This is a genomic window from Proteiniphilum sp. LBM24028 (assembly GCF_056629195.1).
Map to the genome: position 1 here is coordinate 361943 of NZ_CM152817.1, position 16774 is coordinate 378716.

A 16774-nucleotide genomic window follows, 5' to 3' on the forward strand; every position below is an offset into this window, starting at 1 on the left:
AAGAGAATAAATTATCCTCATAAAAAAGCGACCCCAATTACGGATCGCTTTTTTCGTTGTCAGCAATAGGTGAAATTTTATGTTTTTTACCTCAAGGATTGTACTTACTCCTGTATTCCTTTGGGGTCAGATTCGTTTCTTTCTTAAAAGTCTTCGAAAAATGGAACGGATCAAAATATCCCAGTCGATAAGCAATTTCCTTTATTTTCAGGTCTGAAAACTGAAGATAAGAGCAAGCCCGTTGAATTTTAAGCTGTTGATAATATTCCATGGGAGTATAGGAAGTTTTTTTCTGAAAGAGGTTTCCGAAGTGTGAAGCTGAATATCCTACATGCTGTGCTATATCTTCCAGTTCTATCTTATTCTCCAGATTGTTTTTCATAAACAGGATACTTCTTTGTACCACATCCATTTCCTTTACACTCTTTATTTCCCTGAATTGGGAAAGGTACTTGATCGATGCCAGAAAGTAAGACAGACAAAAACTTGTATATTCAAGATTTTCAGGACTGTATCCCATTTCGAGATTCTGATAGATTTCCTCGAATAACTGGAACCGGTCACCATACCGGCTGCTGTCGGAGTCATATGTATCTACTCTTCTTCCAATGATGGAAGAGAATAACTCCACATCTTCACCTAAGAAATGCACCCAGTAGATACTCCAGGGATCCTTGTTGTCCGCACCATAGGCATGTGTCTCATTGGCGGGCAGGATATAGACCTGATTCCGTTCCAGGTAGCTTTTCTCGTTGTTATGAATAATCCATCCCTTCCCTTTTTCACATAAAATGAGAATATTTTGATTGGCTCCTGATTTTCTTTCCCTGAAGTGATATTTTGCGTCAGGATAGTAACCTATATGGGTAACATGCAAATTTCTTGTGACATTGTTTTCTTTCAGATAAGCACGTATATTGTAGGGCAGAATGATGGCTTTCTCATTTTTAAATCCGTCTGCAATTTTTTCCACCATGTTATTTTACATTTATATATTGTTATTTTACATGTTTTGTGTTATGTGGCTGATCAATAGTTAAAATACTTTCAAAAATAGTGATTATTTACATTAAATACAAAATTTATTACATTTTTATTGTTTTTGATCGATATACTTTTGTAGAGTTAAAAAAATAATCCATGACAAAAGAAAAAAACAAAGTCAATCATCTTTATTTGATCCTTATCTCATTGATTGCCGGAATGGGTGGATATCTGTTTGGCTACGACTGGGTAGTAATAGGAGGAGCAAAGCCTTTTTATGAAGTGTATTTTTCCATTGATAATATACCGTGGCTACAGGGTTGGGTGATGAGTAGCGCCCTTTTGGGTTGCCTGATCGGAGTGGTTGTTTCTGGCATTTTATCCGACAAATACGGTCGGAAATTCATGATGCTTCTGGCTTCCCTTATTTTTGCACTGTCTGCATTTGGAACTGGTGCTGCACGCACCCTCGAAGTGTTTATTCTGTTCAGAATAATTAGCGGTATAGGGATCGGCATTGCCTCCAATATTTCACCGATGTATCTTTCGGAAGTATCTCCTCCGGCAGTCAGAGGTAAGTTCGTAGCCATCTATCAGCTGGCCATCGTATTGGGCATTCTCTCTGCTCAGATTGCCAACTGGCAGATTGCTGATCCTGTTCTGCCGGGTGAGGATATGCTAAACTCATGGAACGGACAAACGGGCTGGAGATGGATGTTATGGGCTCCGGCATTTCCGGCAATCCTTTATCTTCTTCTGATTTTCATCCTGCCTGAAAGTCCCCGGTGGCTGATATCCAAGGCAAGTTACAACAAGGCAACCGCTATCTTTACCCGGATAGCAGGAACGGATTATGCGACGGAGCTGGTGGAGGAAGTGAAGAAGACAACAAGTGAGACCCTGCAGAAAGTGAAATTATCGCAGCTATTCCGGGGAAAGACCCTGAAAATTGCCATGATAGGTATTGTGTTGGCCATTTTGCAGCAATGGTGTGGCATCAATGTGGTGTTCAACTATGCACAGGAGATCTTTACTTCGGCCGGATACAGTGTATCTGATATGTTATTCAATATTGTGGTGACAGGAGTTGTAAACGTAATTTTCACATTCGTTGGAATGTATACTGTCGACAAATGGGGCAGACGTTCACTGATGCTGATGGGTACAACGGGGTTGACTTTTATTTATCTCCTGCTGGGTGGTGGTTACTATTTCCAGCTCGAGGGATTCATCATGCTTATCCTGGTGGTGCTGGCCATTGCCGTATATGCCATGACGCTGGCCCCTGTAACCTGGATTGTGATCGCTGAAATTTTCCCGACAAAATTCAGAGCCAGAGGCATGGCTTTATCAACCTTTGCGCTATGGAGTGCCAGCTTTCTGCTTACCTATACATTTCCTCTGCTGAATAGTTCACTTGGTGCTTCCGGCACATTTTGGCTCTACGGCATAATCTGTCTGCTGGGCTTGTTCTTTATCAAAATGAATCTTCCGGAAACAAAAGGAAAGTCATTGGAGGAGATAGAAAGTGTCATCACAAACAAGAGATTAAGCTAAATATTTTGAAGTAATCATTTATAATGGAAAAAATAAGCAATTATTTGATTCAGTCGACTGTCAGTTCACCCGTTGTCAAGGCATGGGTGGAAGAAATTGCCCTGCCTGCCTACGAGGTGGGGGAGGAGGAGAAGAATCCCGTATTTCTGGAGAAACGGGTTTATCAGGGAAGTTCAGGAGTGGTCTATCCATACCCTGTGATTGAGAAGATCTCCGATGAGAAAAAGGATAAATTATACAAAGCAGTTTTTATCGAAAACCGTTATCTGAAGGTGATGATTCTCCCGGAATTGGGGGGACGTATTCAGATGGCTTATGACAAGATCAGGGCTTCCCATATTTTTTATTATAACCAGGTGATCAAGCCTGCCCTGGTGGGGCTTACCGGACCCTGGATCTCCGGTGGAATTGAGTTTAACTGGCCACAGCATCACCGGCCCAGCACCTTTTATCCTACAGAGTGCCTGATTGAAGAGCATGGGGATGGGAGCGTCACTGTCTGGTGCAACGAGGTGGAACGTATGTTCCGGCTGAAAGGGATGCATGGCATTACCCTCTATCCCGACAAGGCCTATATCGAGATCAAGGCAAAGACCTATAACAGGACACCCTTTCCCCAGACTTTTCTTTGGTGGGCCAACCCTGCGGTATCGGTTGATGATGCCTACAAGTCTGTCTTTCCCCCTGATGTACATGCTGTGTTTGATCATGGCAAGCGGGATGTGTCCTCATTTCCGATTGCGACCGGAACATATTACAAGCAGGACTATTCGGCGGGTGTGGATATATCGAGATATGCCAATATACCCGTACCCACTTCCTATATGGCCATCCAGTCGGAATATGATTTTGTGGGTGGTTATAATGAAGAGACTGAAACGGGATTACTGCATGTGGCCAACCATCATGTTTCTCCCGGAAAGAAACAGTGGACCTGGGGAAATGGTGATTTCGGGAAGGCCTGGGAGCGTAACCTCACCGATGAGGATGGTCCCTACATCGAATTGATGACCGGAGTCTACACCGACAACCAGCCCGATTTTGCCTGGCTGCAGCCCTATGAGGAGAAAAGCTGGGAGCAGTATTTTATGTCCTATGCAGCAGTGGGCAATGTGAAGAATGCCACCAGGGATCTGATCGTCAATTTTGAGACTGAGGGTGATTCTGTAACCCTGGTTGTGTATGCCACTTCAGAGATGCAGGATTTGAAGCTCTCCCTGGAGAACAGCTCCGGCAATATCCTTTGGAGTGAGATAACGGTGATTTCTCCGGAAACTCCTTTTGTACGGACGGTCAGGCTGGCCGGCAGACAGCTGGATGGCCTTTCGCTGATCATTGCAGGAGAGGGTGGAAGGGAGCTGATGAGGTGCCACAGCGATGAAAAACAGGAGCAAACCCTGCCGCCGGCAGCCGAAGCTGCTGAAGATCCTCAGGCGATAGCACATATTGAACAGCTTTATCTTACGGGTCTCCATCTGGAGCAGTACCGGCATGCCACATTCAATCCAGCCGATTACTATAAAGAGGCACTCTCCCGAGATCCGGGTGATGTGCGCTGCAACAATGCCCAGGGGCTCCTGTTGATGAGACGCGGACAGTTGAAAAGGGCACAAGCCCATTTTGAGAAAGCAATTGAGACCCTCACCAAAAGAAATCCAAACCCTTATGAGGGTGAACCATACTACAATCTGGGCTATTGCCTTATGTTGCAGTCTGATCTTGACGGAGCGTATGCAGCCTTTTACAAGTCGGCATGGAATGCCGCCTGGAAGGATCCGGCTTATCTCTCCATTGCCCAGATCGATACGCTACGCGGTAACTGGCAGGCAGCCCTCGGCAATGTGGAACAGAGTCTTATCCGCAACTGGCACAACCATAAAGCACGCCAGCTGAAAGCATCGCTGCTGCGTAAAACGGGAAAAAGGGAGGAAGCCCTGCAGTGGATCGTGGCATCCCTGGAGATCGACCGGTTCAATATGGGCTGTCTGTTCGAGCAGTTTCTCATCACGCGTGCGGAGGACGTGAAAAAGGAGATGATGGAGCTACTGCAAGGAAATCCGCACAGTTACCTTGAATATGCTCTTGACTATGCGGCAGCCGGACTCTATGAAGAAGCGATTGAGTTATTACATTGGGCATTGGCAACAGCGGCAGGAAACTATCCGATGATCCGGTATGCATTGGGATATTTTCTTTCGAAAACCGGCATGGATGAGAAGGCATTGCACTACTATCAGCAGGCTTTCGCCCTCTCTCCCGACAGATGCTTCCCCAACCGGCTGGAAGAGGTCCTCATTCTTCAGCATGTACTCACCTTGCAACCTGGCGATTCAAAAGCACTTTACTACCTGGGAAATTTCTGGTACGCGAAGCGTCAGTATGCCGAAGCCATTGTATGCTGGGAGCAGTCTATTGCCAGCAACGGGCAGTTCCCCACGGTATTGCGGAATCTGTCGCTGGCCTATTACAACAAGGCAAACAGAAAGAAAGAAGCGCTTGAACTGCTCGAAAAGGCCTTCTCGCTGGATGAGACCGATTCCCGTATCCTGATGGAACTGGATCAGCTCTATAAAAAGCTCAATTACCCTCCGGCAGAGCGGCTTGCCTTTCTGGAAAGACATATGAACCTCGTGGAAGAGCGTGATGATCTGTTTGTGGAGCGTATTGCCCTCTACAATCAACTGGGTTGTTATGAAAAAGCGAAGGAACTTTGCGATTCACGCAAATTTCATCCGTGGGAAGGGGGTGAAGGGAAGATCACTTATCAGTATACCTATTGCAGGCTGCAGCTGGCAAAGAGAGCGATAGGGAAGGGGGATTTCAGAGAGGCGCTGCAGTACCTGAACGAAACAGACGCTTATCCACACAATCTGGGAGAAGGCAAATTGTGTACGGTGAACGAGAATGATGTGGATTACTACAAGGGTATTTGTTACCGTGGACTGAATGATGAAGAGAGTGCGGCAAAGTGGTTTGCAAAGGCAACCAGAGGTCCCGTTGAGCCGAAACAGGCATTCTATTACAACGACGAACATCCCGATAAGATCTATTATCAGGGATTGGCATGGAGGGCTCTGGGCTTTGAAGACAAAGCGGAGGAACGTTTTCGCGCATTAATAGCGCATGGGGAGAAGCACCTGAACGATGACTGCAAGATCGACTATTTTGCCGTTTCCCTCCCCGATCTGGCCATCTGGGAGGAGGATCTGAACAAGCGTAATCGCATACATTGCCATAATGTGATGGCATTGGGGTGGCTGGGGCTGGATGAAAAGGAAAAAGCAGCGCACGCAGTGGAAAAAGTTTTGGCGCTGGATGTAAATTACCAGGGAACAGTGAATACTCCTGAAACAGGGAGAAAAGCCAACACTATTACAAAATGAAAAATGAAATAGTCATATTGATTTCTCTTCTATTATGGCTCGCCTCATGTCAAAAACAGAGAACTGATACGATTGATTTGTCAGGTGAGTGGCAATTCCGGATGGATCCGGAGGATCGTGGGGCGGGAGAAGAGTGGTTCGTAAAGGAATTACCGGAAACCGTTCTTTTACCCGGTTCCATGGCTGAAAACGGAAAGGGAAATGATGTTACGCTACGAACGAAGTGGACTGGCGGGATTAACAATGCGCAGTGGTACGATGACCCTGACTATGCCCCCTACGTGGATTCAGCAAATGTCAGATTTCCCTTCTGGCTTCAGCCGGAAAAGGAATATACCGGTGCCGCATGGTACAGGAAAGAGATATCCATTCCGGACGACTGGTTGAATAAAACGGTGTTGTTGACATTGGAGCGCCCTCACTGGGAAACTACCGTTTGGGTAAATGGAAAAAAAGCAGGCATGCAAAACAGTCTGGCCGTTCCACACCTATTTGATGTGACTTCTTTTGTACAAAGAGGGAATAACGTCATCACCATCTGTGTGGATAACCGGACCAAAGATATTGATGTAGGTGAAAATTCCCATAGCATCTCCGATCATACCCAATCTAACTGGAATGGTATTGTAGGAGAAATATCACTGAGAGCTACGGGGAAGATACTGTTTGATGAGGTGGCGGCTTTTCCCAATGTGGAAAATAAAAGTCTGACAATAAAGGCGGTAGTGAATAACCAGCTTTCTGAATTACGCAGCGTGGAGTTTTCAGCAAATGTCCTTAGTAAAAATGGGAACGGAAAGGGGAAAAGTAAAAGATGGAAATTTGATATTTCTCCCGGTGAAAATGTGGTGGAAATGATTCTTGATCTGGGAAAAGATGCCCTTTTATGGGATGAGTTCAACCCGAATGTATACGAATTGCTTTTTACACTTGCTTCAGATAATGAGTCGGATACCCGTTCCGTTGATTTTGGATTGCGTGAGTTCCGGTCAGAAGGTTCCCGTTTTGTCATCAACGGACGACCGGTTTTTTTGCGTGGAACACTGGAGTGCGCCATTTTCCCTAAAACGGGTTATCCTTCTACCGATATTGACTACTGGAAGAAAATTTACAGAGCCGTAAAGAATCATGGCTTGAATCACGTGCGTTTTCATTCCTGGTGTCCGCCGGAAGTCGCTTTTGATGCCGCAGATGAGATGGGGGTATACCTTCAGGTTGAATGTTCTTCCTGGGCCAATCAAAGTACACAATTGGGAAGTGGATTGCCGGTTGATCAATATATTTGGGACGAAAGTGAACGGATTGTCAAAAGTTATGGCAGTCATCCTTCTTTTGTAATGATGGCTTACGGCAATGAACCGGGAGGTCCCAAATTCAGAGAGTTTCTTACGGACTTTGTCAGTTATTGGAAAGAAAAGGACAATCGTCGGGTATATACCAGTGCCGCCGGCTGGCCGGTATTGTCTGTGAATGATTATCATAACATTCCCGAACCGCGCATACAGCGATGGGCCGAGGAGCTCAGGAGTATCATTAATTCAGAAGCTCCACAGACCGATTACGATTGGTCCCGGAAAATCCCGAAAGACGGAATTCCTGTAGTGAGTCACGAAATTGGCCAATGGTGCGTATATCCCAATTTCAAGGAGATGGGTAAATATACAGGAGTTCTGAAACCGAAGAATTTTGAGATTTTTCGGGCCAGCTTGCAGGCTCACGGGATGGAGCATTTGGCTGATAGTTTCTTGCTGGCTTCCGGAAAGCTGCAAGCGTTGTGCTACAAGGCTGATATCGAAGCCGCACTTCGTACTCCCGGTTTTGCCGGCTTTCAGTTGCTCGATCTGCACGATTTCCCCGGCCAGGGGACTGCTTTGGTGGGGGTCCTGGATCCTTTTTGGGAAGAGAAGGGGTATATCTCTCCGGAAGAATACAGTCGGTTTTGCAATGCCACTGTTCCTTTGGTCCGGCTTGGGAAACTGATATTTATAGAAGGTGAAACAATGACGGCGAATATCGAGGTAGCACACTTCGGAGAGAAACCTTTGCAGTCAATCAGCCCGAAGTGGCAACTTACAGAGGATGGTGAAACTATTTCGGAAGGGACGTTGGATCAACAGGATATTCCGATAGGAAATGCCATTCAATTGGGGAAGGTGGCTTATCGCTTTGAGAATAAAGATAAGCCCCGGAAATTGAATTTCAAAATAAGCGTGGAAAAGTTTGAGAATTCATGGGATATCTGGGTTTATCCCGCAAACCAGGAGATTGAATTCGCCGATATCAAGGTGGTTGAAAATATAGATCGGTCTACGCTGGATTATTTACAAAATGGAGGGAAAGTATTGCTCAGTCTAGGTAAAGGGAAAGTAATTCCGGAAATGGGTGGAAATGTGGGAGTAGGATTTTCGAGTATATTCTGGAATACGGCTTGGACAGGAGGCCAGAAACCTCATACCCTTGGAATTCTGTGCGATCCGACACATCCCGCACTCAAGAATTTTCCGACAGAATACCATTCCAACTGGCAATGGTGGGATGCAATGAGTCATAGCGACGCGATCTTGTTGGACTCTTTGGCTGCCAATCTAACACCCATTGTCCGTATTATAGATGATTGGGTTTCCAACAGAAACCTGGGTCTCATATTTGAGGCGCAGGTAGGTAAGGGCCGGATTGTGGTGAGCGGGACAGATCTGGTCAATAATTTAACATCACGGCCAGAAGCGTTCCAACTGAGAACCAGTTTACTTCAATACATGAACAGTAAGACTTTTAAACCGGGTACAGAAATTAAACCCGATGTCCTGGCAAAAGTAGTCAGATGATATCGCCCGGATTGCAGTTTGAGATGGAATTTACTTCAATACCAATATTTTAATAGATATAATTCACCATGCAGATTATGAATAATTACCGTCAAAGGGAGTCAATGAAATATTTTTTATTGACCGTGAGAATAACTGCACTGTTACTATTTTCCATTGTTTTTCATACGATGGCAGACACAGGTTATTCTCCAAACAGCAAAACAGATGATCTTGAGAATCGTTCCAGCCAACAGCTAAGAAAAATGATCACCGGAACAGTGGCTGACGATAAGGGAATACCCATCATTGGGGCCAATATAATTGAAGCAGGAACAGCCAATGGAACAGTCACCGATATGGATGGGAAATTTTCATTGAGGGTAAATGACGATGCCACAATTCGGGTAACTTATATTGGTTATTTTAGTCAGGAGATTTCTACCGTAGGCAGAACAAACTTAAGTATCACCTTACTGGAAGACACACAGGCATTGGATGAGGTGGTGGTAATAGGTTACGGTACACAGCGAAAAATAACGACTACGGGAGCAATTACCTCTGTTTCGAACGAGGAACTGATAAAGGCTCCTGTTGCCGGTGTAAGCAATGCATTGACGGGACTCACCTCTGGCTTGCAATCGGTTCAGGTATCCGGTGAATTTGGCAATGACAGGGCAAACATCCGCATCAGGGGTATCGGTACATTGTATACCGGTGGGGCTGCACCTTTAATATTGGTAGATGGTGTGGAAAGAAGCACCTATAATGACATCGATCCCAATGAAATTGAATCGCTGAACGTGTTGAAAGACGCTTCTGCAACCGCTGTCTTTGGCGTAAGAGGGGCGAATGGGGTTATATTGATTACCACCCGTTCGGGAAAAGAAGGCAAGCCAAGAGTCAGTGCCACCATAAATGCAGCAGCGCTGCAACCATCGATATTACCGGAAATGCTTCGTTCGTATGATTATGCATTATTAAGGAACGAGGCCGAACGCAACATGGGTCGTACACCTACTTTTTCGGAGGAGGATCTGCGTATCTATCAAAGCGGTGAAGACCCGATTTTTCATCCCGATAAGAATTGGATTGAAGAGCTGATCAGGCCGTTGTCGTTCCAACAGTCGTACAATGTCAATCTAAGCGGTGGCACGGAAGGGGTACGTTATTTCACCAGCCTGGGTTACTTCAATCAGTTTGGTGGTTACAACAAGCCGGAGCAGGATTTCGGTTTCTCACCCGAACACAGCTATGACCGGTACAACCTGCGTATGAATTTTGACTTCGATGTCACAAAAGAGCTCCTGCTGTCTGTAAAGTTGGGAAATCAGGTTACTGAAAATGTTTTTCCTACGGGTGGTGCATGGGCGGCCTTTGATAAGGCAACAAGTACTGCCCCCATGTCGAGTCCCGGATTTATCGATGGCAAGGTGATCACCGAGGTTTCAGGTTTCCCGCAAGGAGTAAGGGAGTTTAATCCATGGGTGGAAACCGGTCCTACGAGTGGTAGCAGTTATGGCTTGCAAGAGAAGAACTACTCCAATACCATCAATACCAATATTTCGTTAAAATACAATCTTGATCGGTTTATAAAAGGTTTATCCATCAGAGCTATGGGCGCGTATGACTCCTATTACAACAAGTACAGCCGACGTCAGCGTTATTTCGATACCTATACTGTGGTGAAAGATCCGGAGAGCGGACTTCCCCTTGTTTTCAGAAATGATGAAAAAGGACCCTATTATGGTTTGGGTGAAAATATTTCAGATGGCAATAAGTGGAGAAAAATGTATGGAGAGGCTGCCGTTGATTATGAAAGTACCATAGCGGATAATCACAAAATTAGCGGACTTTTGCTAGGTACCATGCAGAAGGCTTATTATCCAAATATGCAATACAAACTCCCCACAGCCTATATCGGATTGGTTGGCAGGATAACGTACGATTATAAAAACAAGTATCTGGCCGAAATAAATGCCGGTTATAATGGTTCGGAAAACTTTCCCGAGGGAAGCAGATTTGGGTTTTTCCCGGCTTTTTCACTTGGGTGGATTCCAACGGAGGAGTCTTTTTTTCCGGAAAACGAGTTTCTTACTTTTCTGAAGATTCGTGGTTCGTATGGAGAAGTAGGAAATGATAAGATAGGTGGCAACAGATATCTCTATATTGAAGGACCGTATGCATTGACCAATGACGGGAATGCCCGTACCACCTTTGGTATTCCCGGCGTTAACCAGGCCACTTACCCGCAATACAAAGAAGGATTGCCCGGCAATCCGAATGTCACATGGGAACGGGCCAGGAAGTGGAATACAGGCTTTGACATGAAATTGTTGAAAGATAAATTGAGTATCACGGCTGATTATTTCGAGGAAAAACGGGATAATATTTTGTGGAATCTGTCAACCATTCCCGAATTGGTTGCAATACGGCTCGCACCTGCCAACATTGGGAAAGTAGATAATTACGGTTATGAATTGGAGGTAGGATACCGCGATAAAATTGAAGCGGTAAATTATTGGGTAAAAGGCCTGTATTCGTTTTCCCGCAATACCATTGTCTTTCAGGATGAACCGAACCGTAAATATGAGTGGATGCGTCGTACGGGACAGTCGGTAGGACAACATTTTGGCCTGGTCTTCGATGGGTTTTATAATACCCAGGAAGAAATTGATGATCCCGAACGCCCCATCTCTCAATGGGAGGGAGCAGGACTGAAGCCGGGAGATATGAAATACCTTGATTTGAACGGGGATAAACGTATTACAGAAGAAGATATGCGGCCGATAGGATACAACGATTTTCCGGAAATCAATTACAGTGGTTCGTTTGGTCTTTCCTATAAAGGTTTCGACATGACTGCCCTGTTTCAGGGTGCAACCAATGTATCTGTCTATTTTGCAAAGCATGCCGGAGCGTATGCTTTCGACAGCGACTGGGGGGCTGCCTATTCATGGCAACTGGAACGATGGGAACAGGGCCGATATGAAAGAGGAGAGAAGATATCCTACCCCCGTGTGGAACTTTCACCTACACTTGGTTTACACAACTATCAGAAATCAAGTTTCTGGGTGCAGGATGCATCTTACGTGAGACTCAAGAACGTGGAACTCGGATACCGGCTTCCTTCCTCTTCCCTGAAACACCTTGGATTGCAGACGTTGCGTTTTTATGTGAGCGGTAATAACCTGATCACCTGGACTGGCATCCGCTACACCATGGATCCGGATGCAAGAGAATCATACGGGCGTGTCATGCCACCCATGCGGGTGTTCAATGTCGGCGTGAATGTTCAATTTTAAAAAGAGACACTATCAAAAAAATAATAATTGTATGAAATATCTATTAATTATAGGTTGTATCCTGATTTCAACGCTGTTCTTTTCCTGTGAAGATTATCTGGAAAAACCGATCAGCAGCGATATAACTGTGGATAGCGTTTTTAATTCAGCTATTCGTACAGAGCAATTCTTATGGAATGTATACAGTACGGCCTCCATCTATGAATTTAATCATTTCTGGAGTAGTTCCGACCCTCGTTTCTATCATTATGGCGCCAGCGGTTCGCTTGTTTCTGTAGCCACGGATGAATTGGAAGTAGAAGGGACATATCCTGCCATACCACGTTATTTTCATACTGGAACATGGAATGCGGCGACCATTGACCCGGGGAGCTGGGGTTTGGAGTTTATGTCGCATATCACCTATCAGGGTATTCGCAATGCGAATATTTTCATGGAAAATGTGGACAAATCTCCCTTCTCTGAAAACGAAAAAAATAGCATGAAGGCGGAGGCACGGTTTCTCAGGGCCTTGATGCATTTCGACCTGATGCAACGCCTCGGTGGTATATCCATTGTGGATCACGTCTTGTCGGTCAGTTCAATTGATGATGTGGAAGGGGTGAAAATTCCCCGTTCAACCTATGCTCAAACAGTGGACTTCATTGTTTCCGAGTGCGAAGAAGCGGCCAAATACCTGCCCAATGTGTATGAGGATACCAAATATCTCGGCCGAATTGTAAAAGGTGCCGCACTGGCTTTGAAAGCAAGGGTACTGTTATATGCGGCGAGCCCGCTCTTTAACGATCCGGAGGGTAAAACATACGTACCGGTAAACGATCCTGTTCTCCGTGAATTGATAGGTTATCCGACGTATGATCCAAACAGATGGCAACTGGCGGTTGAAGCCAATAAGGCTGTGCTCGACTGGGCTGCCAATGAGAGTGGTTGGTGTCAGCTATACACTGGCTTTGACAATCCGGTGGATCGATACGAAGAAATTTTCATCAATCATACCTGTCCGGAAGTGATATTGAGCGCCGGGCTTATGCAGAATGCCGGTGGTTATTTTTGCCTCTTTATGTTACCTGGACAGATCATTCCGCAAGGGCAGAACAACCCTTCGAACCATGCTATCACGTTCAATTTTACAAAGTTTTATCAGAAAAGTGATGGCACGGATCAGGTATGGAATGAAGAGGAAGGCGTGGCATATCCCTATTCGCAGTACCAACGGAAACTGGGTGAACTGGAACCGCGTTTTCAGGCTTCTGTTTTTCAGTCCGGTACCGAATGGTCGAGAGGGTCGGGTACGGTGTACCACTTTTATGAGACCAATACGCTGCAGTTAAAAGATATTCGTGGGGTAGGCTTTATGAGGAAGTTTGTGAAAGGGGTCACACCAAATAGTCCGGCTCCGAGATGGATCACTTTCCGCCTGGCTGAATTTTATCTTAATTATGCAGAGGCACTCAATGAAGTAAATGGAAATCCGGGTGAGATAGAATGGGCGGTAAATCAGGTGCGGCGCAGGGTCGATATGCCCGATGTCAAGTTTACAAATCAAAATGAAATGAGACAGATTATCCGTCGGGAAAGGGCGGTAGAGTTCGCGTTCGAGCAGCATCGTTATTTCGATCTGCGCCGTTGGAAAACGGCGAGTGAAGAAGGGGTTATGAAAGGGAAAATTTATACCCTCAAGCTCTATGATACCAAACCGGAGCCTACCTATAAGCTGGAACAGATATCAAGTCGAGTTTGGGAAGACAAAATGTATCTTTATCCATTCAGGCAGCAGGAAGTAGACCTGGGTTATATCATACAGAATCCAGGGTGGTAAGGTTTAACAGTATACCCAATAACAGCAATTCTTATGGAACGAGTAAATAAATCTTCAACGTAAGGAAATGATTAAAGCAAGTTCCATATGATACCTTTAAAAAAAGTTTTAATCTTATGAAAGAAAATAATATGAACCGACTGGCTACTTTCATTGTTTTTCTGATAATTAGTGCAGGAATGCATGCCGCTGACCCAGATAGTACATTGTTGAATATCAGCTTTGGAAAGCAGGAAGCGGAGCTCTCTACCTCGTCTGTATCGGAAGTAAAGGGAGATGATTTACGCAAATCTCATGTTGCCACGTTAAGTAACACTTTCTTTGGCCGTTTCAGCGGCATGACCACCCTGCAGACAGACGGTGAGCCGGGATACGACGAGGCCACGATTTACCTGCGAGGGCCCCATTCAATGCGGAGTAATTCATTCATTATTCTGGTAGATGGATTTGAGACGGACGGTTTTAACCAACTTACTGCAGAAGAGATAGAGTCGGTGACTTACCTCAAGGATGCGGCTGCACTGGCTGTTCATGGCATTAGTGGAGCCAATGGTGCCCTGCTCATCACCACCAAAAGGGGAAGCCTGACCGGCAAGAAGTTAAAAATATCTTTTAAAGCAAGGTACGGCGTTCAAACACCCACGCATCTTCCCCGGTTCGAGAATGCGTATAACTACGCTCGACTTTACAATGAGGGTTTAGAAAATGATGGCATGGCGCCCCTCTATAGTGAGAGTGACCTGGCGGGATATCAAAGTGGTACCGATCCCTACGCTTATCCCGATGTGAACTGGTACGATGAGATGTTGTCAAAAACATCTGATTTACAGGATTACACATTGTCTTTTTCAGGTGGAAACAAGTTTTCCCGCTACTATGTGATGGCCGGTTACATGGGTAGCAACGGTTTGTATGCACACACCGATGGGAAGAATAATTCCAATATCAGTTTTCAACGGATCAATTTTCGTGCAAATGTGGATATTGACGTATCTTCCAATCTCTCTTTCGCGCTGAACCTGGGTGGACGTATCGAGGATCGTAAATTCCCCAACACCGGAACCGCTACGCTGTGGCAAAATATGGCAACTTATGCGCCCAATCTATATCCGGTGCGCACTCCCCAGGGGCAAATAACAGGAACGGCGAATTATCCGGACAATCCGATCGGTAGCTTGCTTGAGGAAGGATATGGATCCCGACATTCGCGAAACGTGCAGGCAATTGTTACTGCAAAATATCTCCTGCCTTTTATAACCGATGGATTGGCTGTATTTGGAGGTGTTGCTTTGAGCAGTAACTACATGAGCGGTTACAATAAGACCAAGAGTTATGCTTATTACGAGCCGGTAAAGACCCTGTCACAAGTTGGAGAGGATTCTCTTTACTACATCAGGAGAGGTACGGACACCGATTTAACCGTGTCAACCGGGAACGATGGCGAGACAAGCAGGACGGGAGTTCATGCCGGAGTAGAATACGAGACACGTTCTGATTTGCATAATCTGAACCTGCAGATGATGTTCAAACAGGACGCTTACTCAATTTTTGGTCAGCAATCTGTTTTTGCCAAGCAAAATTGGCTGGGACGATTTGGTTATGCCTACGACCGGAAGTATCTCGCCGAGTTGTCTTTTTCATACAGTGGTACGGACAACTATAAAAAAGGCCAAAGGTTCGGACTTTTCCCGGCTCTCTCATTGGGTTGGATCTTATCAAATGAAGACTTTATCCCGAAGACAGACAAGGTGAACTTTCTGAAAATAAGGGGTTCGGCCGGACTTTTGGGAAATGACAATGGGGCAGAGCGATTTGCCTACAACCAGTATTGGGGTACCGCTTCAAGGCAGGGCTATAATCAGGGATATTTCTTTGGCACAGGGGTTACATTCCAAAACGCGCTGGTGCAATTGGCGTTGGCTGATCCGAATTTCACATGGGAGAAAGCCATGTTGTATGACGTGGGTATCGATGCTCTCTTTTTCAATCGTCGCCTCTCGCTGACTGCCGATCTTTACCTGGAAAACAGGTATGATATTCTCGTGAATGTGGCCAACACGATGCCGAGTTTCTCCGGAATTGATTTTTCTTCTATGCAAAATAAAGGCAAGACCCGCAATCAAGGCTTTGAAGTATCTGCAAGGTATGCCGACAAGGTCGGTGACGTGAACTATTTTGCCGGTTTGGGCGGATCCATGTCACGCACGAAAATCGTGGCAAGTTATGAGACGCCAAGAAAAGAAGAGGCGAGATATACACAAGGACGTCCCCTGGGACAACGTTTCGGTCTTGAAGCAATAGGTTTTTTCCGGGATGAAACGGATATTGAAAATAACCCATTACAGACCTTTTCCAACGTTCGCCCCGGTGATCTTAAATACAAAGATCAAAATGGCGATGGAATTATCGATGTGAACGACGAGGTAGCTATAGGCAATCCGAATATTCCGGAAATTTCTTATTCTGCCAACGTGGGTGTTTCGTGGAAAGGATTTGATCTGGAGTTTCTTTTCGACGGCAATACAAATCGGAGTGTCTATCTCAGCGGTTACATGTTTTGGCCTTTCATCAATGACTACAACATATCCAAATGGACAACTGAAAGGCGATGGACACCTGAAACGGCTGACCGTGCAGCTGCCCCCAGACTGGGTGTGCAGGCCAATGCCAACAACTACCGTTCGTCGGATTTCTGGGTACGTGATATTTCTCTTCTGAGACTAAGGAATGCGGAGATAGGATGGACTTACCAGGGAGGAGCCCTGCAGCGGGCTAAAATCGAGAAATGCAGGGTATATCTGAGTGCTTTAAACTTGTTCACTTTGGACAATCTTGATGCCGATGTTGATCCTGAAACCTTGAGTGCAGGGTATCCTACATTGAAAACTTTCTCGCTGGGCGTGACTTTGGATTTTTAAGCAA

At 45.5% G+C, this 16774-nt stretch carries 7 protein-coding genes; 6 read left to right on the plus strand and 1 reads right to left on the minus strand.

The genetic code is table 11. From position 1 onward, the window contains the following. Positions 1 to 91 precede the first annotated feature (91 nt). Positions 92 to 976: an AraC family transcriptional regulator gene (locus tag AC1HCU_RS01420; protein ID WP_480368155.1), complete on the minus strand. Its 885-nt coding sequence runs from the start codon at positions 974 to 976 to the stop codon at positions 92 to 94. A 164-nt stretch (positions 977 to 1140) separates the two neighbouring features. On the opposite strand from AC1HCU_RS01420, the gene AC1HCU_RS01425 reads away from it, so the two are divergent. The 6 genes from AC1HCU_RS01425 to AC1HCU_RS01450 all read left to right on the plus strand — a co-directional run bounded on the left by AC1HCU_RS01425 (position 1141) and on the right by AC1HCU_RS01450 (position 16770). Continuing rightward, positions 1141 to 2541: a sugar porter family MFS transporter gene (locus AC1HCU_RS01425; protein WP_480368157.1), complete on the plus strand. Its 1401-nt coding sequence runs from the start codon at positions 1141 to 1143 to the stop codon at positions 2539 to 2541. Positions 2542 to 2564: 23 nt separating this feature from the next. After that, positions 2565 to 5924, plus strand: coding sequence for a tetratricopeptide repeat protein (locus AC1HCU_RS01430; RefSeq protein WP_480368160.1), 3360 nt, complete (start codon positions 2565 to 2567; stop codon positions 5922 to 5924). Next, entirely contained in the window at positions 5921 to 8749 is a 2829-nt protein-coding gene (locus tag AC1HCU_RS01435) for a sugar-binding domain-containing protein (protein ID WP_480368164.1), read from the plus strand. Before AC1HCU_RS01430 ends, AC1HCU_RS01435 begins: the two co-directional genes overlap by 4 nt. A 104-nt stretch (positions 8750 to 8853) precedes the next feature. After that, entirely contained in the window at positions 8854 to 12033 is a 3180-nt protein-coding gene (locus AC1HCU_RS01440) for a SusC/RagA family TonB-linked outer membrane protein (protein WP_480368166.1), read from the plus strand. A 31-nt stretch (positions 12034 to 12064) separates the two neighbouring features. Further along, the gene (locus AC1HCU_RS01445) at positions 12065 to 13852 is read left to right on the plus strand and encodes a RagB/SusD family nutrient uptake outer membrane protein (protein ID WP_480368168.1); all 1788 of its coding nucleotides are present in this window, start codon (positions 12065 to 12067) and stop codon (positions 13850 to 13852) included. Positions 13853 to 13968: 116 nt separating this feature from the next. Then, positions 13969 to 16770, plus strand: a complete 2802-nt coding sequence (locus AC1HCU_RS01450) for a SusC/RagA family TonB-linked outer membrane protein (RefSeq protein WP_480368171.1) — start codon at positions 13969 to 13971, stop codon at positions 16768 to 16770. The last annotated feature ends 4 nt before the right edge of the window (positions 16771 to 16774 follow it).